The 23,335-nt window shown below is 58.1% G+C and carries 16 protein-coding genes; 14 read left to right on the plus strand and 2 right to left on the minus strand.

The window, feature by feature from the left end:
• The first annotated feature begins 160 nt into the window (after nucleotides 1–160).
• The 9 genes from mnmG (at nucleotide 161) to VMY05_11650 (ending at nucleotide 8,556) form a co-directional block, all read left to right on the plus strand.
• Nucleotides 161–2,032 (plus strand): tRNA uridine-5-carboxymethylaminomethyl(34) synthesis enzyme MnmG, encoded by a 1,872-nt coding sequence (gene mnmG / locus VMY05_11610; protein HUV31718.1) that lies wholly within the window; start codon nucleotides 161–163, stop codon nucleotides 2,030–2,032.
• Nucleotides 2,029–2,634 (plus strand): RsmG family class I SAM-dependent methyltransferase, encoded by a 606-nt coding sequence (locus VMY05_11615; protein HUV31719.1) that lies wholly within the window; start codon nucleotides 2,029–2,031, stop codon nucleotides 2,632–2,634. Before mnmG ends, VMY05_11615 begins: the two co-directional genes overlap by 4 nt.
• An 84-nt stretch (nucleotides 2,635–2,718) precedes the next feature.
• The gene (locus VMY05_11620; protein ID HUV31720.1) at nucleotides 2,719–3,477 is read left to right on the plus strand and encodes an AAA family ATPase; all 759 of its coding nucleotides are present in this window, start codon (nucleotides 2,719–2,721) and stop codon (nucleotides 3,475–3,477) included.
• A complete protein-coding gene (locus VMY05_11625) occupies nucleotides 3,474–4,322 on the plus strand; it encodes a ParB/RepB/Spo0J family partition protein (protein ID HUV31721.1) in 849 nt (282 codons plus the stop codon). Before VMY05_11620 ends, VMY05_11625 begins: the two co-directional genes overlap by 4 nt.
• 2 nt (nucleotides 4,323–4,324) lie before the next feature.
• Nucleotides 4,325–5,104 carry a M23 family metallopeptidase gene (locus tag VMY05_11630; GenBank protein HUV31722.1) on the plus strand — a complete coding sequence of 260 codons (780 nt, stop codon included), beginning with the start codon at nucleotides 4,325–4,327 and terminating at the stop codon, nucleotides 5,102–5,104.
• Nucleotides 5,091–5,516, plus strand: a complete 426-nt coding sequence (locus tag VMY05_11635; GenBank protein HUV31723.1) for a polymer-forming cytoskeletal protein — start codon at nucleotides 5,091–5,093, stop codon at nucleotides 5,514–5,516. Before VMY05_11630 ends, VMY05_11635 begins: the two co-directional genes overlap by 14 nt.
• Nucleotides 5,517–5,947: 431 nt before the next feature.
• Nucleotides 5,948–6,961, plus strand: coding sequence for a MoxR family ATPase (locus tag VMY05_11640; GenBank protein ID HUV31724.1), 1,014 nt, complete (start codon nucleotides 5,948–5,950; stop codon nucleotides 6,959–6,961).
• Between the two features lie 54 nt (nucleotides 6,962–7,015).
• Complete coding sequence (locus VMY05_11645) at nucleotides 7,016–7,654, plus strand: hypothetical protein (GenBank protein ID HUV31725.1); 639 nt, start codon at nucleotides 7,016–7,018, stop codon at nucleotides 7,652–7,654.
• A 2-nt stretch (nucleotides 7,655–7,656) separates the two neighbouring features.
• Complete coding sequence (locus tag VMY05_11650; protein ID HUV31726.1) at nucleotides 7,657–8,556, plus strand: DUF58 domain-containing protein; 900 nt, start codon at nucleotides 7,657–7,659, stop codon at nucleotides 8,554–8,556.
• 47 nt (nucleotides 8,557–8,603) lie between these two features.
• Here VMY05_11650 and VMY05_11655 read toward each other — a convergent pair whose 3' ends face one another.
• Nucleotides 8,604–9,794, minus strand: coding sequence for an FprA family A-type flavoprotein (locus VMY05_11655; protein ID HUV31727.1), 1,191 nt, complete (start codon nucleotides 9,792–9,794; stop codon nucleotides 8,604–8,606).
• 109 nt (nucleotides 9,795–9,903) lie between these two features.
• The gene (locus VMY05_11660; GenBank protein ID HUV31728.1) at nucleotides 9,904–10,812 is read right to left on the minus strand and encodes an alpha/beta fold hydrolase; all 909 of its coding nucleotides are present in this window, start codon (nucleotides 10,810–10,812) and stop codon (nucleotides 9,904–9,906) included.
• A 1,354-nt stretch (nucleotides 10,813–12,166) separates the two neighbouring features.
• Between VMY05_11660 and VMY05_11665 the strand changes: the two genes are divergently transcribed.
• The 5 genes from VMY05_11665 to VMY05_11685 all read left to right on the plus strand — a co-directional run.
• Nucleotides 12,167–13,402 carry a hypothetical protein gene (locus VMY05_11665; GenBank protein HUV31729.1) on the plus strand — a complete coding sequence of 412 codons (1,236 nt, stop codon included), beginning with the start codon at nucleotides 12,167–12,169 and terminating at the stop codon, nucleotides 13,400–13,402.
• A gap of 331 nt (nucleotides 13,403–13,733) precedes the next feature.
• Nucleotides 13,734–16,388, plus strand: coding sequence for a T9SS type A sorting domain-containing protein (locus VMY05_11670; GenBank protein HUV31730.1), 2,655 nt, complete (start codon nucleotides 13,734–13,736; stop codon nucleotides 16,386–16,388).
• A gap of 550 nt (nucleotides 16,389–16,938) precedes the next feature.
• The gene (locus tag VMY05_11675) at nucleotides 16,939–19,374 is read left to right on the plus strand and encodes a cohesin domain-containing protein (GenBank protein ID HUV31731.1); all 2,436 of its coding nucleotides are present in this window, start codon (nucleotides 16,939–16,941) and stop codon (nucleotides 19,372–19,374) included.
• Nucleotides 19,375–19,435: 61 nt separating this feature from the next.
• Nucleotides 19,436–22,138, plus strand: a complete 2,703-nt coding sequence (locus VMY05_11680) for a T9SS type A sorting domain-containing protein (protein HUV31732.1) — start codon at nucleotides 19,436–19,438, stop codon at nucleotides 22,136–22,138.
• Between the two features lie 21 nt (nucleotides 22,139–22,159).
• Nucleotides 22,160–23,335 (plus strand): putative Ig domain-containing protein (locus tag VMY05_11685; protein HUV31733.1); only part of this gene is annotated, 1,176 nt, incomplete at its 3' end.

Here is a 23,335-nt window from a genome sequence, read left to right on the forward strand (position 1 = left end):
GCGCTGATCGGATCGGGCAGTTCAACGGGAAAAAGCGTTTAGCTTCAGCCAGCGATTGTGTATATTTAACCTCCGTTTCACGTGAAACAGGCCGGTGGAAGCGTGAGATTGGGACAGATTCGATGCAGTTCACCGGCCAGGCGAGAGCAGTTCTGAGCAGATGAGAGTGACGGATTTCGACATTGTGGTCATTGGTGGCGGTCACGCCGGAGTCGAGGCCGCTCTTGCGGCCGTCCGCATGGGCAGCACTGCGGCTATCGTTACGATGGACGCACGAAAACTGGCCCTGATGTCCTGTAACCCGGCTGTCGGGGGCATAGGCAAGTCTCAGCTGGTTAAGGAGATCGACGCCCTGGGCGGGTTGATGGGCCAGGCCATTGATGCTACCGGCATCCAGTTCCGTCGCCTGAATCTCTCGCGCGGGCCGGCAGTCTGGTCAACAAGAGCGCAGGCTGACCGTCTGGCGTATAGTCGGTACGTGGTCGAGTACTGCGCCCGGCAAAAGAACCTTGACGTGCTCGAGGGCGAGGTCACCGACCTGATCGTCGCGGACGGCCAATTCACAGGCGTCCGAACCGCGGAAGGTACGATAGTAAGTTGCCGGGCGGCGATCATAGCCACCGGGACCTTCCTGGGCGGGCTCATTCATATCGGAAAGAAGAAAATCCGGTCTGGTCGCAACGGAGAAAGAGCCGCGTACAGGCTGTCAGAGTCGCTGCAAGAACACGGTTTCCGATTGGGCCGACTCAAGACCGGCACGCCGCCGCGCCTTGACGGTGACACTATCGACTGGTCCCGATGTCAGATCCAGCCGGGCGAGGTGCCCATTCCGTTTTTTTCCTGTCGTTCAAAACGCCGCAGTTTTGCCCAGACGCCGTGTCATTTGACTTATACTTCGTTGCGGACAAAAGAGATAATATCTGCGAACTTCCATCGGTCGCCCATCTTCTCCGGTCAGATAAGATCGATTGGGCCCAGATACTGCCCTTCCATCGAAGACAAGTTCTACCGATTCGCTGACAAGCTCAAGCATCACATCTTCCTCGAGCCTGAGGGTAACGGCACCAGCGAGATCTATCCCAACGGCTTTTCGACCGCTCTGCCCGAGGAAATCCAGCGGCGGGCTATCAGGACGGTGGTGGGCCTCGATCGGGCTGAGATCACAAGACCGGGGTATGCCATAGAGTATGACTACTGCCCGACTTACCAGATCAAGCCCTCGCTGGAGAGCCGACCCGTCGGCGGGCTGTTTCTGGCCGGCCAGATAAACGGCACCTCGGGATACGAAGAGGCTGCCGCCCAGGGACTCATGGCTGGCTGTAACGCTGTGCTATACATTAATAAGGAACCGCCCTTCATCCTGGACCGCTCTGAAGCCTATATCGGGGTTCTGGTAGATGATCTTGTAACGCACTCTATTACAGAGCCTTACAGAATGTTCACTTCGAGGGCGGAGTATCGTCTTGCCCTGCGTGAAGATAATGCCCGTGACAGGTTGTTCGAGCATGCGGAGCGTCTCGACCTGATCGACAGGAAGGAATATCTCGGTTTCCGCCGCCTGCAGGAGCTTACGGAAAGAGAAATGACCACCCTGAGAAAAACCACCGTGAGCGTCAGTGATCTGGGGGAAGTCGGCCGAAGGTTCACCAGGAAGGAAAAGGTCACCTTCGAAGCTCTTCTCAAGCAGCCCGGAGTGGGCATTCCCGAGTTGCTGCCTTTACTGATCGCTCATGACGGCCGGTTTTCCCGCGACCGGGAGGTTCTCGAACGTGCCGCGGTCCGGATCCGCTTTAAGGGGTATATCGACAAGCAGCAACGTGAGATAGACAAGTTCAAGAGGCTTGAAGCCGAGACTATTCCGGAAGATTTTGGCTGGAAGTCGCTGGGTGGTCTGAAGCGGGAAGCGCTGGAGAAGCTCGATCGTTACCGCCCGCGTTCACTGGGACAGGCCGGACGCATAGAGGGTGTCACGGCTGGCGACCTTGCCGTTCTCTCGGTACACCTGAAAAAACACAAGGCGCTTCGCTCATGATCCTGCGGAGCAGCCAGCTTACGTTCGATATCGAAGCCGTACTCCGGCAGCACGACCCCGCCTGTGCCCGTCATCGCTACTTTGCCGAGCTCATGAAAGAGAACGAGCGGCTGAACCTTGTTTCACGTGAAACATCGCCGCGCGATCTGGACCGGCTGATGGCCGAATCGCTTCTTCCACTGGCTGTTCTGTCGAGCCCGGTACAGCGGTATCTTGACATTGGCTCCGGCGGGGGTTTCCCGGCTGTCCCGTTTCTCATGTGCGGTGTCGTGGGTCCCCAGGCCGTGCTTGTGGAACGAACGCAAAAGAAAGCCGCCGCTCTGCGGCGCATCATGCTTGCCCTGGACCTTAAGGCCCACATCATGGCTTCCTCATTTGAGCAGACCGACTTCGCCGACCGGTTCGACCTGGTGACGGTGCGCCTGGTCAGGCTTACGCCGGCCCTTCTGGCTCGTATCCGCACGGTCCTCAGCTCAGGCGGACGGCTCGTGTACTATGCCACTCCCAAGTTTGAATGTGACGACGACCTTGTTCAGACGTTCACCTATTCCGCAGGTAACGCCCACACAGTCAAGAGCTTCACGGTGTTTAGCAAGGCATAGGGAGACCGCGAAGTTTTTGTTGCTTCACCGGTGCTCCCGGGATACTATGTGCTCACGGTCACGTCGAATAGCAAGGAGCGTTATTTGAATAAGATCATGGCCATTGCCAACCAGAAGGGTGGGGTGGGAAAAACAACCACGGCCGTCAACCTCAGTTCCTGTCTGGCGGCCGCAGAACAGCGCACGCTACTGGTTGACATGGATCCCCAGGCCAATTCAACCAGCGGCGTCGGCCTGGACAAGAACAACATAGACATATCAGTCTATGATGTGCTGATCGGGCACAAGGGTATCCGGGACGCAGTAAGGACAACAGAGCTCCAGTATCTCAACATTGTGCCGTCATCGATCTCGCTGGTGGGCGCCGAGGTCGAGATGATCAACCTGATGTCCCGTGAGATGCGGCTGAAGAAGGCTCTTGGCAGCATCGTCCAGGAGTACCAGTACATCATCATCGATTCCCCGCCGTCACTGGGGCTGCTTACCGTCAACACGCTGACGGCGGCAGACTCTGTCATCATACCCATTCAGTGTGAATACTACGCCCTGGAAGGGCTGGGTCAGTTAATGAACACCATACGACTGGTGCAGAGGCATCTGAACGCCAAACTGACGATCGAGGGCGTCCTTCTTACCATGTATGACGGCAGACTGAACCTTTCCAGGCAGGTGTCGGCGGAGGTGCGCAGGCACTTCGATGACAGAGTGTACGAGACGGTGATCGCACGCAACGTGCGTCTCTCCGAAGCGCCGTCGTTCGGCAAGCCGATTATCCTGTACGATATCCTGTCCACGGGGGCGGAGAACTACCTGGCCCTGACAAAGGAGGTGATGGCTTCGTGAGCAAAGTTGTACTCGGCAAGGGGCTCGACGCGTTGATTCCGGGCGGCGGCCCGGCCTCGGGCGAGCAGGCGAAATACAGAATGGTTACCGTTGATGAGATCGCCCCGAATCCCATGCAGCCCAGACACGATTTCGATGAAGAACGCCTCGCCGAACTCGCCGAATCGTTCAGGCAGAACGGCATACTCCAGCCGCTCATTGTCAAGAAGAACGCTTCGGGCTACGTCATCATCGCCGGGGAGCGTCGCTACCGTGCGGCTCGCATGGCCGATATGACAGAGGTCCCCGTGCTCGTAATGAACGACGTCGAGGACCATCGCATGCTGGAGCTGGCCTTGATCGAAAACATCCATCGCAAAGATCTTAACCCCATAGAAACGGCGCAGGCCTACCGGCGGTTGATCACTCAATGCGGCCTGACGCAGAACGAACTGGCGGTTCGTGTCGGCAAGAGCCGCGCGGCTATCGCCAACCAGATGAGGCTCCTGTCGCTGCCGGTGCCCATCCAGCGGATGATCTGCTCGGAGGAACTCACCGAGGGTCATGCCCGCGCCATCCTGGCTGTCGAAGGCGAAGCTAAGATGCTCGAACTGGCGCGGCAGATCGTGGCTGACCGGCTCAGCGTGCGGGAGGTGGAGCGGCAAACGCGCAGGAAGAAACGCGGCCGTCGTCTGCCGCGTCGGCCCAGCCCGGCGGTGGCTGAGATCGAGTCCCGACTCAAACAGATGCTGGCTACTTCGGTCAGGATCATTCCCGGAAGCAAGCGGGGCCGTATCGAGATTGAATACTACGGCGAGGATGATCTTGGCCGCCTGTGGGAGTTGTTGCGGAGGATCAGCCCATAATCATGGCGCGCGGCAAATACGTTACAGTCATGCTTGTGCCCGACGGCACCGACGCCCGCACGGGGTTCCGCATCCGCCGCTGGCTGCTCAAGACGATATTGATTACCATCGGCGCTATACTGGCCGGTATCGTTGTCTTCTTCCTTTTCTACGGTAAGGTTCTGACGCGTGCCGCCATAACCGAAGCCGTGATGAAAGAAAACGAGGACTTGCGCCGATACCGATACAAGGTAGGCTTGCTGGAACAGAACCTAGAGCAGGCGCGGGAAGTGGTCAGCAGGCTGGCCGGCATGGCGGGGATCGACTACGAGTTTCCCGAGCTGCCGAGTGATTCCACGATTTTCGCCCAGCTGGACAAGACCGGAAAAGCTATCGTGGCACGATCGACCACCCGCGACTGGACGTTGCCCGAAGGATTGCCGATACAAGGATTCATCACCCAGGAGTTCGAGGTTGAGGATCAGGATCACTTTCATCCCGGAGTGGACATCGTTTGCGCCGTCGGCACGCCCGTGCTGGCCACGGCCAGCGGGGTGGTTGCGTACGCCGACTACGATTCCACATATGGCCACATGGTGGTCCTGAAACACAGTGACAGCGTGGTCACGATCTATGGTCATAACAGCGAGCTGCTCGTTTTACCCGGCCAGGCAATCCTGGTGGGAAGCCGGATCGCGCTGTCCGGAAGCACGGGTAAATCGACGGCACCGCACCTGCACTATGAAATCAGGGTAAATGATGAACCTCTAAATCCGCTGGAAAACCTGTATGAAAAAAAATAACAACAGTGAGGTAGACCTTCATATGAACACGATTGTCGGAAAGGATACGATCATAACCGGTACCCTTGATATCAAGGGAGCCTTGCGCGTCGACGGCACGGTCAAGGGCAAGATTATTTGCTCCGACTGCGTGACGTTGGGTGCGACCGGTCACGTCGAGGCTGACATCGAGGCTAATACCGCCATTGTGGCCGGACACATGGTCGGGAATATCCAGACGTCCGAGAAGATCGAGTTGCAGGCCAAGTGCGAAATGGATGGCGACATTCAGACCAAGTCACTGGTGATCGAACAGGGGGCGGTCTTTTGCGGCGCCTGCAACATGAAGGACTCAAAGCCGGACCTGGGGTTCCTTCCCAAGCCGGCCGAGCAGCCCGAGCCGCTTGTGACGAGCAAGAAGAATCTGGAGTAATCCACAGTCTTTGCCGCTCTGTGGAAAAACCCGGGCCATTGTGGATAATAGCACAACTGTTTGTGCGGTCAAATCTTACGTGATTCGCATCCAAGACTGACCGGGTCGCTTATCCACATTCTCTCGTCCTGGTTAACTTTTTGTTCTGAAAAACGTTAGCAAGGCTGTGTTGATTGTTGAATTCCGTGCTGCCCCCTAAGTTGCTGTCTTACAGACAAATACGACAGCCGGATGGCTGTTCGGCGGTGGTCGCTCGTCCTCGGGGGCTTTTTAGCGGTCACGGCTGATGCTCGGCTTTGGAGCTTGCGCTCGGACGGCCTGCGTTAATATATTTACAGTCAATGAGATAGCAGGCTGTCTCGGGGCGTCAACGGATCCTGATAACATTTACTGCGCCCGAACAGCCGGCGAGTGATTCATCGGAGGATTTGATGTCATCTGTCGATTCCAGGTCTGACCTGAGTGCCGTCGAAGAGCTGCACGAGGTGTATCGCCAAATCAAGCAGGAAATCGCCAAGGTCATAATCGGCCAGGAGAAGGTCATCGAGCAATTGCTCATCTCCCTGTTGTCGTCCGGTCACTGTCTCCTGATCGGAGTCCCGGGTCTGGCCAAGACGTTGCTGATATCGACCCTGGCCCGGATTCTCAATCTCGAGTTCAATCGCATACAGTTTACGCCGGATCTGATGCCGTCGGATATCACCGGCACGGAAATCATCGAGGAGGACCACGCCAGCGGCAAGCGTCACTTTCGCTTTGTCAAGGGTCCGGTTTTCGCCAACATTATTCTGGCCGACGAGATCAACCGAACGCCTCCCAAGACGCAGGCGGCGCTCCTTCAGGCTATGCAGGAGCACGAGGTAACCGCGGCGGGCCAGACGTACAAGCTGGACGAACCGTTTTTTGTGCTGGCAACGCAGAATCCGATCGAGCAGGAAGGTACCTACCCCTTGCCGGAGGCGCAACTGGATCGCTTCATGTTTGATGTCATGGTTGACTATCCGGCTCCGAATGAAGAGCGCGAGATTGTCAAGACGACAACCGCCGTGCAGTCCTATGACCTGGACCGGGTGCTCTCGGCGGATCAGATCGTGCGGTTTCAGGAGCTTGTTCGACGGGTGCCCGTTTCGGATCACCTGGTGGAGTACGCGGTCAATCTCGTTCGCACCACCCGACCCCACGATCCGGCCGCCCCTGAATTCGTAAAGAACTGGGTCAACTGGGGTGCCGGCCCGAGAGCCTCTCAGTATCTTATCCTTGCCGCCAAGACGCGCGCTATCCTCGACGGCCGCCCGACGCCGGGCCCTGACGACGTCCGTTTTGCCGCTTACCCCGTTCTTCGCCACCGCATCGTCACTTCGTTTAACGCCGAGGCCGACGGTGTGGACAGCATGGAGTTAATTCGCCGCATCCTTGATGCCATCAGCGTGCCGACCGCCGCATGAGTCGAGGCAAGGCATTCAGAAGCGGCATTCAAGTTCAGGATGGAAAGCGAGGCCATGATTAACGGGTTACGTCTTGCAGCTCTTCCCGGCTACGCCAGGTTGTTCGTAGCCTTGTTCACGGCCCTTGTGTTGTGTGTTGTACTTTCGGCGGTGTGGCTGTTCATGGCCGACGAGGGACGGGAGGGATGGAATTGTTATCGGGCTGACACGACCGAAGTAGATGAGGCGGAGATCGCCGACGACATAGACGAGATCGAGTCCGACAGTGCCTCCGTGCGGGCGCCGATCTGGGATACGGAACATGCCGGTGAGGACCAGCCGTTCGACAGCTCTGAACTTCAGGCCGTGCTTGAATATGCGACCTTACCCGAGGCCGATGAGTCGGACGAAGGCGGAGAAAACGCAGTGATGGACGATGTCCGCCTTGCTCACGCGCGTGCCGGTCGTCTGACCCTGCTGTTTTTCGGTGTTGGCCTGGTCTATCTGTTTTCATCGGCCGGCGCCGGGACCAAGAAAGTCGTGTACTGGGTTTTCGGCCTGTCCATCCCGGTGTACGCCGCAGGACTGAGCGCCCGGCAGGTTCACTGGATATTCGACGCCGCGCTCGCGGTGAGCGGCGCCGCGATTCTCCTGGTCATTCTGTATATGGCAGTGCGCATCTTCAGGGATCTCGCCTCAAAGGGCGCGATGTAGCCATGCCGGCCGATTACCGCCAATACCTGCAGCCGGAGACGGTTTCCAAACTCAAGGGGATGGAACTGCGCGCCCGGATGGTCGTGGAAGGCTTCATCGCCGGTCTGCACAAGTCACCGTACCACGGGTTTTCCGTCGAGTTTGCCGACTACCGCCAGTACATGCCGGGCGACAACATCCGGGATATCGACTGGAAGGTCTACGCGAAAACGGACCGCCACTACATCAAGCAGTACGAGGAAGAGACCAATCTGAAAGCCTACCTGCTGCTGGATTGTTCGGCGTCGATGGCCTACCGTTCGGGGGATCGCATGGCCAAGCTCGACTACGCCGGTCTGGTTTGCGGCGCCCTGTCGTACATGATGCTTCGCCAGCGCGACGCGGTGGGGCTGGTCACGTTTGATGAGCGCATCCGTCGCTACATCCCTCCCCGGTCGAAATCCGGCCACCTGCACGTGCTGCTGAGCGAAGTGGCCAACCAGCGGCCGACCGATCGGACGAACGTGGCCGCCGCCCTGCACGAAATGGCTGAACGCATCAAGCGGCGCGGGCTCGTGATTGTCCTGTCTGATCTGCTTGACGACGCCGGGGAGATCATCTCGGGGCTCAGGCATTTCCGGTACAACCGGCACGAGGTCATCGTTTTTCACATCCTCGATCCTCGTGAACGCGATTTCAGGTTCGGCGGCGAAGCCGTCTTCAGGGACATGGAAACCGGTGAGGAACTGTCGACCTCGCCGTACCAGATCAGGAAACACTACGCCCGTCGGGTCAGGGAGTTCACGGACGAAATCGCCGGCGCCTGCCGGCAGTCGAACATCGACTTTCACCCCATCGACACGGGCACGCCGTTCGACAAGGCGCTGTATGCGTTTCTGGCCAAACGGGAGCGGTTGTACTGAGGCCCCGTTCTCCCGCGACTACGGTACGTGATCAATGAACGCTGTGTCTACTTGCCTTCCGTGAAGAACTGCGCCACCCTGGAAGCATACTCGGACAGTGCCGCCATGTCGTCTTCCGAGGGGACCAGGCGCGCCCGGTAGTTCTCTTCGAACACCTTTAGTTTCAGCCCGGCCAGCCGCTCGGCGACGAGCTTTATTCCCTCGCCTCCCCAGCCGTACGAGCCGATGACGGCGGCCTTCTTGCCGGTGCGGTCAACCGTCGAGAACAGGTTAAGCAGGTCCCAGGTCGGTTTGACGGCGTCGCCGTTGAACGTCGGCGTGCCGATCACGACCGCCCTGCTCGCTTCAATCATGTCGCGGGCATCATCGGCCGGGCAGGTCGTCAGGTCCGCCAGCGAGATCTCAAACCCGTGCTTTTGCAGATGGTCGGCCATGGTCTCGGCCAGCCGCCCGGTATTACCATAATTGGAGGCGTAGAACACCGCCACGCGGTTGCCTCCCGAGGCTCTGTCCGCGCTCCACTGGCGGTACTTCTCGATGTACCGGCGCGCGTCCGTGCGGTACACCGGGCCGTGCGACGCGGCCAGGATGCCTGCGTCCAGCCCGTCGAGCTTGGCCAGGTTCCGGCGCACGAAGCCGGAGAACGGCCGCATGATGACGTCCCAGTAGTAGTGTACCTCGTGATCGAGGTCGACCGAGAGCTCGTCGGCGAAAATTGAATCGGCCGCGACGTGCGCCGCAAAGCCGTCGTTGGAAAACAGGACGCCGTCTTCGGCCAGGAATTCCATCATCGTATCCGGCCAGTGCATGTACGGCATGGTCTTGAAACGAAGCGTCTTGCCCTCGAGGTCGATGACGTGATCGTCCTTCACGCCCGTGACGTCGGCCTCGGCGTTAATGATGTTTTGCACAAACGGTACGGCCGGCGCCGCGCAGATGAGCTTGATGTCCGGGTTTTCCCCCAGCAGCGCCAAGACGGCCCCGGAATGGTCCGGCTCCGTGTGATTGACCACCAGGTAGTCGATCTCTTCAACCGGCACGATCTGCCGCACGTTGGCAAGAAAGTCGTCGGCAAACTGCTGCTTGACCGTGTCAATGAGGGCGACCCGCCGGCCCTTTACCAGGTACGCGTTGTAAGTCGTGCCGTGTTTCGTTTCCATGACGATGTCAAACGTCCTGAGGTCGGGATCCTTCACCCCCACCCAGTAAACGTCGTCCGCAATCTGTATGGCGCTCATTGTCGTCAGCCTCCATGTCAAAAGTACGGCAAGTATAGCCAATAGTGTCAGTGAGACAGGCAGTCGGAGAGTGTAACGTCTTTCGGACCGGCCGGGTTCGCCCCTGGCATCACTGCGTCAGGAACTGAACGATCAGATCAGTCGCGGCGGACTCGTCGTCGGGCAGGGGGATAACCCGAAGCTTCTCGGGGCTGGAAAGCTCGATCAGCCGCTCGTACGTCCGGTCCTCGAGGAATTGCGCGTCGGCCAGGACGAGTGAGATGCTGGCGGCCGGCCTGATATCGTCCAGCTTGCGGTACGGCACCGCGTAGCTGGAGCGGATTTCGTACCACCACCAGAAGATGGAGCGGAAGAAGGGCAGCCAGAGCATATTGCGCTCGCTTCTATAGACATCGATCATCCGCCCGGTGGTCAGGTAAGGATTGACCGCCACCACGCGGTCGATTCTTTCTTCCTCGAGTGCCGCCAGCAGGGCGGCATCCCCTCCCAGCGACCAGCCCACGGCGCAAATCGGGCGCACGGCTCGGTCGCGGATATCAAGGTACGCGATGATCTCCTCGAGGTCGCTGGCCTCCAACTGGCCGTCGCCGTGGTACTTTCCCCCGGACAGGCCGGATGCCCGCAGATCGAAGGTCATTACTGCAAAGCCCGAGTCCACAAGAGAACTGGCCAGGGGAAGCCCGGCCGTCCGATCCGTGCGCTCGTCATGCAGCAAAATAACCGTACCGCGAACGGAGTCGCCGGTAAAGGCCCCGCCGGTCAGGTAGACACAGGCAAGTTTCGTCAGCCCGTCGGCCTCCACGTGAAACGTGTCGACCCGAAGCCCGGCCGCGAGAAACGGTTCGGCGTCGTTGACGGCCAGTGAGTCCGGGTTGAAATCGCCGATGTTGTCGCGCCCCATCACCACCTTGGTTCGGTTCAGCGGGTAGATGACAAGGCCAGTCAGCAGGATACCTACCACGAGCAGGAACACAACAACCTGAACAATGTCCTTTACGGTCTGGGATTTCTTGGCCATCGGCTCATCCGACTCCGTGAGTCAAGCGGTCATATTACGTAGTCGCAACGTCAAGTCAACCTCAAAATGCACCGGTCGACAAGTCGGGCAGCCCAAATCACCGGCCGCCGGCACTTTTGAGCAGCGTTTCGGTCCGGCGTGTCGCAGGAGACCGCCCCACGCGCGTCGGCAGGAAGACTCCGAATCTACAGACCGATCTTCCGATTCAGCTCCCCTGGCTCGAGACCCGATACGCGCATATGGCCGTCCTGTTCGGTTAGCTGTAGGTTCGCGTGCTCCCATGTCGAAATCGGGACACGGGAGCACGAGAGCAAGGAACCGCCAGAGCAGCGCAACTGCCTGAAGGTAGACATTTTAACAAGTTCCAGCGGTCGACACGGAGCTGGATTTGCCGGTAATTGGGTGCCGTGCTCCCGATTTTTAAGATCAATTCCGGGAGCACGCAGCCGGGAGCTGCCGCAGCGGTCAGCCGGGCAAAGGCTGCCAGAGGGGACAACCAACTGCATGCGGTCTGGCGGCTTTGGGCCCTGGCGGGCGGTTTGCGCATCCAGGGCCGGCGGGGCATAATCGGGTGCCGATTTTGTGAACGCCGGTGCACCGGCAACGGCGGCTGTCGCCGGCCCCCCTGTTCACAATTTGTACAATCCGTTGCACTCTGCGGCACGGTTGCGAGCAAACGCGTCGCCGACACGTCAGCCCGACGCTTTGAGGTGCCGCAATCGTTCAGCGGCACGGGTGTTGCTCTGGAGGTCTTGCGAATCGTTTCTGGCAAGAGTTCGGACCGCGCCGGTCCCGACATGGGCGTGAAAATCCACGTTTCCCTGGAGACTGGCCCGACGCCCGGCCGACGATTGCCCTGGAAGATCCTTCAGTCGAGGAAAGGTGATCGAGACAAGAGCAACCTGCTAGTAACTTATAACTGCTCGGCAGCCGGGGAATCTCTAAATTCTTTGAGAAATCTCGATTTTTGGTATTGACAATACCGGGTGTCGGGACTATATTGACTCTCGGATGGTAGGTGGAACTTCTGCAGAGTAGTCGAGAACCTCAGACAAGGCGTGTTACGACTTTTTCGTTACTAGCCACTTTCCGACAGACTTTAGATAGTCAGTGTGAGTACTTCGATCTCGGGTTGGCAGAGGGGGCCGCTTGAGGTGTACTAGCAGGTTACTTTCTGACGTACAATTGTTAACGGTGTAAGACCATAGTTTGATTCCGGTGCCAGGGCATCTTGTCCAACGTCCGCGTTGGCTGGATGTCAGCCGGCTGAATGTGTGGTTTGCCTTGAACCGTTCTGAGCGTCGGAGCAAGGGACAGTGACCAGCGACGTCTTAATGCGAAGAAGGAGGTACCTATGCCGAGCGGCTCGAAGTTTACGCCGTATCGCGTTGCCATCGAAGTACTGCTGACGGTATTGCTTGTATCCACGGCGGCGTTTGGCCCCCAGGCGCTTGCCCAGGCTCCCGAATTTTCGATCGAGGGGCTTGATGCGCCTCCTGAACTGATTATTGAGGTCGGGGATACGATCGGGCATTCCGGTCAGAAGAATTCCGTCATCACCGTCTTTATGACCAACACCTTTGACAGCGTCGTTGCCTTCGAGCTTCTGCTCAGGATAGGCAATCGTGAGATCTGCGAGTTCCAATCCGACTCGGCTACAGTGTATGACACGACGTGGTGGCTCTGCTCGGGGTGGGACGGACCCACCTGCACCTCCTACGTGGCGTCCGACTACGAAACCACCTACTGGGTATGCGACTCCGTCGAGGCCGAGATCTGCGTGGACTCCTCACAAGTGCCGGTGGACAGCGCCTGGGAGTGGTTCTGGGTTGCCGACTCCATGCTCGTCGATACCGTCGAGGTGGTCGTGGGCAGTATCGAGACCGAAGGTACCCTTATTGAGGGTTGGGAGGAAGTATCTTCCCGCTCGGTTATTCGCGAGGGAGAGGACATCAAGGTCACGGCGCAGGCCGATCGACTGACGATTCCCGGCACGACTCCCGGGATTCCGCCCCAGCAGGGCGGTGTCCTGTTCCGCCTGCTGGCCGACATCAAGAATCTCGACCCTGAGGATACGCTCCGGACGTCGGCCATCATCCCCGATCCCTGGAAACAGCATTTCAGCTTCTCGGACCCCGACGGCAACGGGCTGGGCGAGTCGGATTCCCTGGTCGTTGACACCGATTACTATCATTGTGAATCCTGGGTTCCGCCGGACTATACGACCTGCTCCCAGTGGGTAAAGGTCTTCCCCTGGGAGGAATACGATTCCATGGCGATCAATACCGACACCGTCTTTTACATCGATTTTGAAAAGACCTGGCTGTTCAACGGCTCAATCAACGTGCTTTCCGGCGTCTGCGGCCAGCTCGACGGTGATCTTGCGTACGAGATCGATATCGGCGACCTGACGTTTATGATCGCGTACCTGTTTCTTGACGGTGAGGCGCCGGAGCCGATGGGTATCGCCAATATGGATTGCAGCGCGGACGGCGTCGTCGACGTCGGTGACCTCACGTACTTCATACGGTACCTCTTTATGGAGGGGGACCCGCCCGGAGGTGACCCGGCGTGCCCGGAGTGCCAGTGACGCCGGGGTAAGGATTGACGTATTCGAGACTGTAAACATAGCGCGGCCGACCCGCCCGGGGCCGGCCGGAGGACACACACGAAGAAAAGATTGCCCCAAAAGGCAATCCCGGTAATAAACAACTTAATGGAAAGGAAAGGAGGACGGCAAAAAGAGGTATATTGCACGCGCTCAAAGTCAAAGGCTTTGGCAATCTTTGCTCATGAGTCGGTGCTGGAGAAAGGTGGTGGCTCTCCTTTTCAGCCAGTCAGGCTCGGTGGTCCGAGGGGGGCCAGAAGGATTGTTAAAGATGGTACAAGTATTATTACTAACAAAGTAACAGGAGACTAAAATGAATCGACTTTCAGTCTTCGTAGCTCTCGCTCTTGTTCTTTGCTTTGGGCTTGCATACGGTCAGACCGAAGTTAGTTTTGAGTCCGTGACTGGCGAGTGGAATGTCGACACTCTGCAAGCTGGTCTGGAGCATCACATCTTCATGAAGACGACCAACATCGGAAGCTACTGCCACTACAACATCACCAATGGCTTCAAGGTGTATTCCGAGGACGGCGCCGAGTGGCTGCTACCGTATGTTGACACCACGTTCGATTCTACGTTCAACCTGATTGACGTGGGTCCGCCGCCGGTGTTTGAGACGGTCGTGGATACGTTTGTGATGCACTCCAAGGCGGACCCGGCCCTTGTGGCGCTGTATGACAAGTTCTTCATCAACGAGTATGGTGTTGATGGACTGCTTGCCGACAGCACCGCATATGCCGGTGTCGGTCTGGACAAGAACAAAGGTATCTATGATGGCTGGGACGCTACGTCCTTCGAAGTCATCATCCAGAGTCGTATCGCGGACCACGGCAAGCACATTTGCATCGATTCAACCTGGACCCCGCCAGGTGGCACCTGGAAATGGGCGGCCCTGACTCCGGGCTTCCCGGATATCCTTCCGGGCTGGTCCGGTATCAAGTGCTGGGTCATCTACGAAGTGCCGGATCTCCCTCCGGAGATCGTCAACTGCAATGATCTCGACAACTATGAAGAGTCTCATTGCGAGGTGCTTACCCGTACCTTCGTTGCTGTGGATCCGGATTCAGATCCCGCTAACATCGAGTACGAGCTTGCTGACGGCCCCGGCGGTATCGACCCGGTCACTGGTGTGTGGAGCTGGAACACTGCTCCGCAGACGTACATCGGCACTATTACGGTCCATGCTAAAAACACGCTTGGGCCTAACACTGACTGGGGTCCGGACTGTGAGATCAACATCGAGGCCACTAATGCAGGCCCGACCATCACCGGCGGATGTGGTGTCAACACCACTGTCCAGACTGGTGAGCTCAAGTCGGTCCTGTTGACGGCCGATGATGACTGCGACGGCAAGGTTTGGACTGTCCCCAGCACGGGCGGCGCTATCGGCGTTGTCTCTGTTGTGGACGGCCTGGTGTCGTACACCCCGGATGACGCGGATGCCTTGCTGGCTCAGCCGATCGTCTTCACGGTCCAGGTTTCTGATGGTCTGCTCACCGATGACTGCACCATCAGCTGGAACGTGATTGCCGGTGCTCCTTATATCGTCAAGATCGAGAAGGAAGAAGGCCCGACGGGCGATGGTGTGCCCCAGGGTCAGTTCACCACTGTCGACGTGACGCTTGAGGGCATCGACATCAACCAGGGTATCGGCGGCTTCAACCTGCTGATTGCGTACGACGCTACGGCGTTGTCCTTCCAGCAGGCGAAAGAGGGTCAGATCTATGTAGATTGCGGTTGGGAGTATTTCACCTACCGTTACGGTCCTGACGGCAACTGCGGCAACGGCTGCCCATCCGGTCTGCTCCGTGTGGTCGGCATTGCCGAGACCAACAATGGCCCGTATCATCCCGGCTGCGCTGTCCCGACCCCGTTCGTCAACGGGCTGCCGGTTACGCTGACCCAGCTGATCTTCCTGGTCAGCAACGACAGGCTTTATGAGTGCATGTACGTGCCGATCCGGTTCTTCTGGATCGAGTGCGGTGACAACACCCTGTCGAACTTTGATGGTACCGAGCTGTACATCTCTGCGAAGGTGTACGATTTCGACAACGCGGATCCCATCAACAGCTTCGCAGTGGAGTTCCCCACCTACCTCGGTGCCCAGGAAGAGTGCCTGGTTGGCGACAAGGTTGCGCCGATTCCGAATGTAGACTTCTACAACGGCGGCGTTGACATTATCTGCAGCGTGGACATTGACGCTCGTGGTGACATTAACGCAAACGGCTGGGCGAATGAAATCGCCGATGCGGTGATGTTCAGTAACTACTTCGTCAATGGTCTGGGTGCCTTTGCTGGTCACCCGGAAGCCTCGATTGCAGCTTCTGACGTCAATGCTGACGGCCTTCCGCTTTCGATCGCCGACCTGGTGTACCTGATCCGTGTCGTGGTCGGAGACGCCATGCCGTATCCGAAGGTGAATCCTGAGGCTGCCACCTACATGCATAATCCTGCCACGGGCGTTGTCTCGGTTGACTCCGAGATGGGCGCTGCGTTCTTCCAGGTGGCCGGTCAGGTGACGCCTGATCTGCTGGCACAGAACATGGAGATGAGCTACCGCTTTGACGGCACCAACACCCGTATCCTGGTCTTCAGCACCGAAATCGGTGAGACCTTTGCGGGTGGCGTGATTGCCGTTGAGGGCGACATCATCACCGCGGAAATGGCCAGGTACGATGGCACGCCGGTCTCGGCCAAGCCGGTTCCGGCTGACTACAGCCTGGCGCAGAACTATCCGAACCCGTTCAACCCGACCACCATGCTGGCCTTCGATCTGAAGAATGCCGGCGAGTGGTCAGTCACCATCTACAACGTGACCGGTCAGGTCGTCAATGTCCTTTCCGGCTACGATGAAGCTGGTACTGTAACAGTTGAGTGGGATGCCTCCTCACTGGCTTCTGGCATCTACTTCTACAAACTCGAAGCAGGTGACTTCAGCGCCACGAAGAAGGCGGTTCTGCTGAAGTAAGTCATTGATTTGACTAACGATATCCCTGGAGAGGTGAATTCCTCTCCGGGGATTCATAACCGGAGGGAGGACGACTGACCTTAGGATTTGCTAACGACCGTAGTTGGAGAGTTTGACCGTAGGATCTAGTGATGGATGACCAGAGTACTAGCCGCCAGCGTACTGATACGCTTTCGTCAGGTCATCCTTTTTGTTGTTTGAGTTCGTGTACCGTCCGGTTCGCAGCCGATGTGCATTCCATTGCACTGTTGCGCACCAGCCCGGGCCGGGATACACGCTTTATGGTTACCTCACCTTACTTCTCACAGGTCGCTGCAAGGGGAACTGTATCGTCAGGTTGTTAAGAGTCGATGCAAATAGCGGGTGAATTCCGATAACCCTTTGGAGTTCTGACGCTTATAAGGACATAGTCAGAACCGATTCGGCCCGAAGCCGACCGACAAAAACCGACTCCAGGATGGACTCAGATTGTCGGAATAGGAAAGATATTCCGGTCTGATTATTGCTCGACCGGAAGCGGAGAAATCTGCTAAGCAGTGTTTGGGAGTTTATGAATTCGAGGTACTATAAAGCATTACTGGGCACTATTCTGCTGATCCTTTTTGCCGGTTCGGCCTCAGCCCAATATGACCCTTTCGGTACCACCGATCTGGTCTACATTGATTCGGCTGAGGCCGGTCCGGGAGAGGACGTTTCGGTCCGGTTCCTGGTCCGAAACGACGAAAAGCTCGGATCTCTCTCCATACCAATCACTTACAATCCCTCGCTGCTCACCCTCCGCAGCATCGACTTTTCCGGCTCTCGCGTCGATTACATCGAAAACAAAATTACCAAGCCGGAGGAAATCAAGGATATCGACGGCCATTTCGTTGTGGCCGTCATCCAGATTCTCGAAGATCCGATTGGCGCCGGCGACGGTGCCGTTTTCACCGCGACTTTCAAGGTGGCTGACTCCGCTGTTCCCGGGACGGTCACGACAATAGACTCGCTGTACTATCCCCCGGGAGGCGATCTGGTGCTGGTAGGGTTCGATGATGCCACCATCATCCACCCTGCTTTTGTGCCCGGCAAGGTGGTCGTGGGCGGCCCCAATCGGGCTCCTGTCTTTGACGCTATTGAAAAGCACTATGTTCTGGAAGGAGATACGCTGGACCTTGAAGTGGCAGCGGCGGATCCGGATGGCGACAAGCTGATTATAGCCGTTACGTCCAAGCCCGCCGGAGCCGCTTTTGTCGATCACGGCGACGGCAGCGGCTGGCTGATCTGGTCACCCGGTTTTGTAGGCCCGAATTCCGCAGACGGCTCCCCGTTCGAACTGGCCTTCTGGGCCAGCGACGGTAACCTTTCGGCTCAACAGCAGGCTGTCGTGGAGGTAGTTAACCGGAATCGTGCTCCCGTGATAAGTGCTCCGGCCGAGGTTGAGATCACCGCCGGCGGCAGCCTTTTCTTCACCGTCAGCGCCGCCGATCCCGATTTTGAGACGGTCTCCTGGGCCTGGGCGAGTTCCCTGTCCGGTGCCGCATTTGACGGCGACAATCCCGGCCAGTTCAGCTGGACGGCGCCCATTACCGATTCCGGGACGTCCGTCGTCACGTTTATCGCCAGCGATGCGCACGGCTTTTCGGATACCGCCCTCGTTACGGTAACGGTGCACGCGGCGCCCGTCTATTCGCTGCGGCTGGACACCATGGAGGTCTACCCGGGCGACATTGTTGACTATCACGTGCAGTTGGGCAATATGCTGCCGGTCAGCGGCTTCAACGTTCTGTTTAACTACGATCCGGCCACGCTGACGCTTCTGGACCTGACCAAGGAAGGTACCCGGGCGGACGGCTTGGAGTACTACTCGATCACCTATGATGACAACGGTATCGCCGGCAACGTTCGTATCATCGGCGTTGCCGATCAGGGCGGCGGCACGCCGCCGCTTGCGGCCGGTGATGGAGCGATCGCTCTGGCGAAGATCCGGGTGACGGGCAACCTGGCCTACGCCGGGATGACCATCCCGATCCGTTTCCGTTTTCTCGACATCTATACCAGGGACGACAACACGCTGGCCGATTCGTCCGGCGAGAAGATCGAGCAGGATGACATTATTTACGAGGACGGCTGGATCGCCATTGCCGGCCTGGATCACGTTCGGATCGGTGACATCAACCTCAATGGGCTGGCGGCGGAGATCAGCGACGTTATTTACTTTACGAATTACTTCATTGACCCGCAGACCTATAGCTTCAATGCGTTGCAGTATGCGAATTCCGACGTCAATCGTGACAATATCGTTGCCAGCGTCTCCGATCTGGTGGCGCTGATCAACATGTTGATAGCCGGCCAGGCCGGCAAGCCTGCATCGACAGAGGACCTTGACGGTACGGTGATGATCCGCAAGGATAGTGACCGCACGGTGCTGGCGTATGAAACCGATTTTGCGGTTGGCGGGCTGTTTATCTCACTGGAGGCCGGCGAAGGCACGGAAGTCGAAGCACTCGACGTTGTCAAGGACAACATGACGCTGGATTTCCGGGAGGAAGGCGGCGAAATCAGGTTTATCATGTACAGCCTGAACGGCGACGTGCTGCCGGCGGGATCGCACGACCTCTTCGCGCTCGAGGGGGCCGGCGAAGTGCAGATTTCAGTAGTCGACCTGGCCTCGGCGGACGGCCGGCACGTGTCGGTGGCTGTCCAGAAGGAGACCGGCGACCTCCCGGTGGACTTCGCCTTGCGCCAGAACTACCCCAATCCCTTCAATCCGACAACGAGTATCGGCTTCCAGGTGCCCGCGCCGAGCAACGTGCGGCTCGTCGTGTACAACGTCCTGGGCCGCAGTGTAAAGACACTTCTGGACAAGGAATTTCCGCGGGGCACCTACACGGTGACCTGGGACGGCACTGATGAGTCCGGCCGGCCCGCGGCCTCGGGCGTGTACCTGTATCGCCTGGAGTCCGCGGACGTATCGCTCTCGCGGAAGATGGTGCTTTTGAAATGATCCGCAATGTGCCTGATGAAATGAGAAAGATGTACGATTAATATACCGAGGTAGCGAGACGATGAGACGTTTGAAAATTCCTATCCTGACGGCTTTGATACTTCTGGCGTTTACCGGTCTGTCCCGAGCACAGGACCACCTGGGCTGTGATGATCTGACCAAATCGACTATCGATACGGTCCGTGTGGTCTCCACGGAGGGCAAGCCGGGTGAGATAGTTGACATGCCGATCAGAATGAAAAACGACTCCATCTGTACGGCTTTCCAGATTCTGATACAGTTTGACACGACCTGGCTGACGCCGGTGTTCATCCGGGACTCAACCTGCTCGGAAGCTGATACGCTGGGCAACTGCATTGTCTGGAGTGTCGACAGCAATTTTGTCGACTACGTTATTCACGATCCCCGTTTTCTGAAGACCGACACGTCCGGTCCGTTCAATGACATAATAGACACGGTCACGAATTTCACGGCTAGCTTCTTCCAGGGCAAGGAGGATGTAATAGCGTGCAACTTCCTGCCGCAGTTTACCAAGATTGACTCGTTGGCGGGCGGGGCTGACGCCATCTTCTCGCTCAGGTTCATGGTGGACGAGAACATGCCGCATCATGCGCTGGCGGAATTCATACTCTTCGAAATCGATATCTTTGTTGTCGATAGCCCCCTGGGCATCCCCGACACAACGTACTTTGACGGGTGCAATTCCACCCAGCTGACCACGGCGTGGTTCACCGGGGTGGAGACGCAGACGTTCCAGGTGTTTCCGACCACCAATACGAGCACGCCGATGTTCTTCCGCGCCGACACGGGCTTTGTCCCGACGGACGATCCGACGATCTCGCTTACGGCTTTCCCGACCACGGTGTCACCCGGCGGCCAGTCCAATCTCAACTGGCTGGCGACCAACGCCGATACGGTTATCCTGTACGGTCCGTCCAGCGCGGTTCTTCTCGCTACGCCAACGATGAGCGGCACGTTCCCGGTCACCCTGCCGACGACCGAGGGCAGCTACCAGTACTCCGCCACGGCCAAGCAGAACACGGGGAAGACGGCGACGAGCTACGCCACCGTCACGGTATCCGCGGGGGGCGGTGGAGACGGCCCGGTGATTACGTTCGTTCCGGCGGATGTCTCCTACCGGATTAACCAGGGCGAGACCGTTTCGTTCACGGTCGAGGCAGCGGAGGGCGACGGTGATCAGGTGACTCTGACGGCCAGTTCGCTGCCGAACAACGCCGCGTTTGCTCCAACCAACCCGGTGATCGGGATCGGGTCCGTTTCGGGGACGTTCAGTTTCACGCCCGATTTCAACCAGGAGGGATCGTTTGTCGTCAGTTTCACGGCCGAGGACAAGGACGGCTCGACCACCCGGTCGGTGACTATTATGGTCGACAAGCTGCAGGTTGACCGCCTGTTCTCCACCTCGGCGCCGGGGCAGAAACCCGTCGGCGGCCTGCGCGGAACGGGCGGCATCTATTTCCCGATCAACCTGGTCACCTCGAAGACGGTCTACGGCGTGCAGTTTGACATGCTGTACCCTTCGACCATCGTGACCGTCGATTCGTTTGTCACGACCGGCCGAATCCCCGAGTACGTCGTCTATGACAACATCGGCCAGGTGCCGGGAGAAGTGCGGGTGCTCGCCTTCGGCCTTGCCAACGAGCCGGTCGGCTCCGACACCACCACCGCCATCCTGTGGGCGGTGATGACCCTCGACGAAGACGCCGTCCCGTGGTCGACGCACACCATATACCTCCAGAACGGCCGGGAATCGGTCAGTCCTGACCCGAATATCGGATCGCTGCCCCTGGTGACGGATTCGGGGGTTGTCGAGATAGACAACCCGGGTGACGTGAACCTGGATAAATTTATCGACGTCGACGACGCCGTGGGCATAGTCTCCTCCATCATTGAGACGTTCTTGCTCACGAGGCGTCAGTTTGACGTGGCTGATGTCATCGAGAACGACTCGGTCAACGTCTTTGACCTGGTCGGTGTCGTGAACCTTATATATGGTATACCCCTGGCCCCGTCGCCGACACCGTCCTTCCCGGGTGACACGGCTCTTATTCTGCTCGCTTTTGAAGACATGGCCCGGGGCTCCTCGGACATTGTCACGGTCGCCTCGGAGGGGATCCCGGAACAGTTAGCCGGTGTCCAGCTTGAAGTGAGTTACGATCCATCGGCGGTCAGCCTGGGGGCGCCGAGTCTGACTCGGGACAACGAAAGGTTCGCCCTCAGTTACAAGGACAACGGCAACGGCAGGATGACAATCGTCCTGTACCACATGGCCCCGCTGAAAACAGACGAGTTGATCCAGGCGGGCGGGGCTGATCTGGTGTACATACCGGCAATCGCGCGCACTGATATCAAGTCCGGCGACAGAACCAGGATTCGCGTTACGGACGCCATGCTCTCCACGGCTTCGGCGGCGTCCGTCAATGTTAGCGGCGTTGACCGCTCGGGCATATCCGGCCTGCCCGGCACCTTTGTCCTGGAGCAAAACTACCCGAACCCGTTCAATCCCGAAACCAGGATCGCCTTCTCCCTGTCGCACGCGGCACACGTCAAGCTGACGATCTTTAACGTTCTTGGCCAGCATGTCAGGTCACTCATTGACGGTCCGATGGACACCGGCGAAGAACACGAGGTTGTCTGGGATGCCACCGATGATCTCGGCCGACGAGTCGCCAGTGGCATCTACCTGTACCGGCTGAAGGTGGGTGACGAGAACCAGACCAAGAAGATGCTGTTCCTTAAGTAGGGCACCGGGAGGAATATGACAATGACATGGACGAAACGGATAATCCTCACCTTCGGGTTGCTGCTGATGTCTGCCGCGGTTTCGGCGCAGATAGCCCTTCCGGAACTCGATCCCATCGGCAACAAGTCAACCGATGAGAACCAACTGCTGACATTCGGTGTCTCGGCCAGTGATGGCGACGAGACAATCCCGGTGCTCACGACTTCGACTCTTCCGACCGGGGCCTCATTCATAGACAATCTTGACGGTACCGGTACGTTTAGCTGGACGCCTGATTTCACTCAGGCCGGCGACCACCCCGTCACCTTCTATGCAAGCGACGCTGTGACGCCCGATGTGGATTCGGAACTCGTGACCATCACGGTCAATCAGGTCAACCTGCCGCCGGTGCTGGCTTCGATAGGTGCCAGGTCAAGAGATGAAGGGCAGTTGCTGACATTCGGTGTCTCGGCGACTGATGCCGACGCGACAATCCCGGTGCTTACGACCTCGACTCTGCCGACCGGAGCCTCATTTATAGATAACCTTAATGGCACAGGGACGTTTAGTTGGACGCCTGATTTCACTCAGGCCGGGGACCATTTTGTCACGTTCTACGCCACCGACGATAGCGCTGCTGTTGACTCGGAGATCGTGACGATCACGGTCGGCCAAGTGAACCTTGCGCCAGTGCTGACGGCTATCGGTCCCAGGTCAACCGATGAGAACCAGTTACTGACGTTCGGTGTCTCGGCGACCGATGCCGACGTGACAATCCCGGTGCTCACGACTTCGACATTGCCGACCGGCGCCTCATTTATAGACAACCTTGACGGTACCGGGACATTCAGCTGGACGCCTGACTATACCCAGGCCGGCGACCACTTTGTCACGTTCTACGCCACTGACGACAGCGCCGCGGTTGATTCTGAAATTGTTACGATCGCGGTCGGCCAGGTGAATCTGCCGCCAGTGCTGGCTTCGATAGGCGCCAGGTCAATAGATGAAGGGCAGTTACTGACATTTGGCGTCTCGGCGACTGATGCCGACCTGACAATCCCGGTGCTTACGACCTCGGCATTGCCGACCGGAGCCTCATTTATAGATAACCTTAATGGCACAGGGACGTTTAGTTGGACGCCTGATTTCACTCAGGCCGGTGACCATTTTGTCACGTTCTACGCCACCGACGATAGCGCGGCGGTTGACTCTGAAATT

This window comes from Acidobacteriota bacterium, assembly GCA_035529075.1.
Lineage (GTDB): Bacteria > Zixibacteria > MSB-5A5 > GN15 > FEB-12 > DATKXK01.

Coding starts and splice junctions, on each gene's coding strand:
- mnmG (HUV31718.1), top strand. CDS start 161: ATGAGAGTGACGGATTTCGACATTGTGGTCATTGGTGGCGGTCACGCC.
- VMY05_11615 (HUV31719.1), top strand. CDS start 2,029: ATGATCCTGCGGAGCAGCCAGCTTACGTTCGATATCGAAGCCGTACTC.
- VMY05_11630 (HUV31722.1), top strand. CDS start 4,325: ATGGCGCGCGGCAAATACGTTACAGTCATGCTTGTGCCCGACGGCACC.
- VMY05_11635 (HUV31723.1), top strand. CDS start 5,091: ATGAAAAAAAATAACAACAGTGAGGTAGACCTTCATATGAACACGATT.
- VMY05_11640 (HUV31724.1), top strand. CDS start 5,948: ATGTCATCTGTCGATTCCAGGTCTGACCTGAGTGCCGTCGAAGAGCTG.
- VMY05_11645 (HUV31725.1), top strand. CDS start 7,016: ATGATTAACGGGTTACGTCTTGCAGCTCTTCCCGGCTACGCCAGGTTG.
- VMY05_11650 (HUV31726.1), top strand. CDS start 7,657: ATGCCGGCCGATTACCGCCAATACCTGCAGCCGGAGACGGTTTCCAAA.
- VMY05_11655 (HUV31727.1), bottom strand. CDS start 9,794: ATGAGCGCCATACAGATTGCGGACGACGTTTACTGGGTGGGGGTGAAG.
- VMY05_11660 (HUV31728.1), bottom strand. CDS start 10,812: ATGGCCAAGAAATCCCAGACCGTAAAGGACATTGTTCAGGTTGTTGTG.
- VMY05_11665 (HUV31729.1), top strand. CDS start 12,167: ATGCCGAGCGGCTCGAAGTTTACGCCGTATCGCGTTGCCATCGAAGTA.
- VMY05_11670 (HUV31730.1), top strand. CDS start 13,734: ATGAATCGACTTTCAGTCTTCGTAGCTCTCGCTCTTGTTCTTTGCTTT.
- VMY05_11675 (HUV31731.1), top strand. CDS start 16,939: ATGAATTCGAGGTACTATAAAGCATTACTGGGCACTATTCTGCTGATC.
- VMY05_11680 (HUV31732.1), top strand. CDS start 19,436: ATGAGACGTTTGAAAATTCCTATCCTGACGGCTTTGATACTTCTGGCG.